This is a genomic window from Oleiphilus sp. HI0125 (genome assembly GCF_001635355.1).
Genome location: NZ_LWGF01000792.1, coordinates 1 through 1,842 on the forward strand (window position 1 = coordinate 1; position 1,842 = coordinate 1,842).

Below are 1,842 nucleotides of genomic sequence, written 5' to 3' on the forward strand. Positions count from 1 at the left end.
AATTTTAGCCGGCATCGTGGTAACAACCGTCCCCATTGCTGCTGGTTACGCATTTGGGCGCTTGGTATTAAAGATCCACCCTGTTTATTTACTGGGGGGAATCACCGGTTCCATGACCAGTGGTGCATCATTGAGCGTCGTTACAAAGGCAGCAAACAGCAGCTTGCCCTCGCTTGGTTATACTGGAGCCTATGCTTTTGCAAATGTTTTACTAACAGTTGCTGGCAGTATCATACTTTATTTTTAGTTAACGAGACTGCCAAAAACGTTTCTGCAACCACCAGAAGGGAAACTCAATGCGAGTTATCCCTAAGACTTATTTTTATCCACTTTCAACAACAAGGCCGGCAAAAAGAGGAAGTTACAAATTAAGGCGATCGTGATGGTAATCTCCACCACCAGACTCACATAATGCAACTTGCAATGCTCTCCCGCACTTTTTCCTAAACTTTCAGCGAGTTCAGAATCACAGAAAAAAGGTCACAGGTCTATTTCTACAGGTCTCGTAGCGAACTTTCTTTCAAAGGTCCGCGAACCTCTTAATGCGTGCTTCAAGAGGAAAGGAGGCTTTAGGCTTGTATGCTTGCAAGACTGCTTCTCCTAGGGAGGAGGCTAAGTACAAGGCCGCTTGCTTGCGGGCACTTAACCTAAGCCTTATTCGGCGCACTATGCAGGCTCTAAAAGCTCACCACGCAATACGTTGATGCTCTTGGGCGCTGAACTAACCTTGCATTGTTTGCCTTGAAAGGCGTGCAAGAGTATTTCGATTTGCTCGCCGTGCATTGAATAAAGTGAACACGATGATAGAAGTACAGTCAGAGTGAGAAACGTTCTCTTAAAAAGTGCGCTACGCCATCTTGATGGTGATGGCCTATAACTTCGTTGGCCAACTTTTTAATGACAGTTTTGGCGTTCTCGGGTGCATAACACTCATCTGCTAAATTAAACATTGTCTCATCGTTGTAACTGTCACCAAAACATATGACGTTGCTGGCACCTAGTTGCTCTTTTAAGGACTTCACGGCACTACCTTTGTTGGCTAATCGATGATGGACATCCATCCAACTATAATGATCGCCCTCTATAGCCGTGCCAGAGTAAGCAACTATTGAGTCAAACTCATTAAAATACTGCCAAAGCACCTGTATCAGATCGGTATCTCCGATCATGCTGATATTGGTAACTCGGCAATGTGTTTCAAACTCAGAAAGCGGCCTGAGTTTGAGATTGCTCTTCGCGTAGTAATTATCCACGAGGTCTTTTTCAATTTGTCGTTGAAGAGTGGGATAAAAAATAGTGTGTTGATGAAGACTATCTATGGTGTTGATAAATGGAGCTACCCCTTTCGAAAGTGAAAAATCAACAATAGTGTCAATGTCATTTTGACTGAGTAGATTATCCAAAGTTAGAGATTGGTGTTTCGGATCCCAGAGGGCTACGCCATTGCAGTAAATATGCGGCAGGTCAAAGTCATAGACATGAATAATTTGTTGGGCTGATGACATTGTTCTCCCCGTCGCCAAGGTGTGCGCAATACCTTTTTCCTTAAGCATCTGAAGAGTATCGAGAGTGAATGCAGATATTTCCGAAGATTTATTCAGTAAGGTGCCGTCTAAATCAAAAAATACTAAGTCCATTAAAGCTAGCCAAGTTCGTAAATTATAGTTACGCAGACCATCTCATTTTTGTTCACTTAGTGCAGTAATTCCCCATGATGAGCGGTTGGCTAGCGATGGGGTCATAAAATAAGGATTTCTGATATCAACATGCTGCTCGAATATAAGTAGTTTGTATTTAAAAAAGTGTACGTATTCCGTCGTGGAAACTCGTGGATTCTAGACA

2 protein-coding genes are annotated in these 1,842 nt (G+C 42.9%); one reads left to right on the forward strand and one right to left on the reverse strand.

The genetic code is table 11. From position 1 onward, the window contains the following. Positions 1-247 (forward strand): hypothetical protein (locus tag A3762_RS12690; RefSeq protein WP_231878805.1); only part of this gene is annotated, 247 nt, incomplete at its 5' end. Between the two features lie 568 nt (positions 248-815). Here A3762_RS12690 and A3762_RS12695 read toward each other — a convergent pair. After that, positions 816-1,637 carry an HAD family hydrolase gene (locus A3762_RS12695; RefSeq protein WP_068478910.1) on the reverse strand — a complete coding sequence of 274 codons (822 nt, stop codon included), beginning with the start codon at positions 1,635-1,637 and terminating at the stop codon, positions 816-818. Positions 1,638-1,842 lie beyond the last annotated feature (205 nt).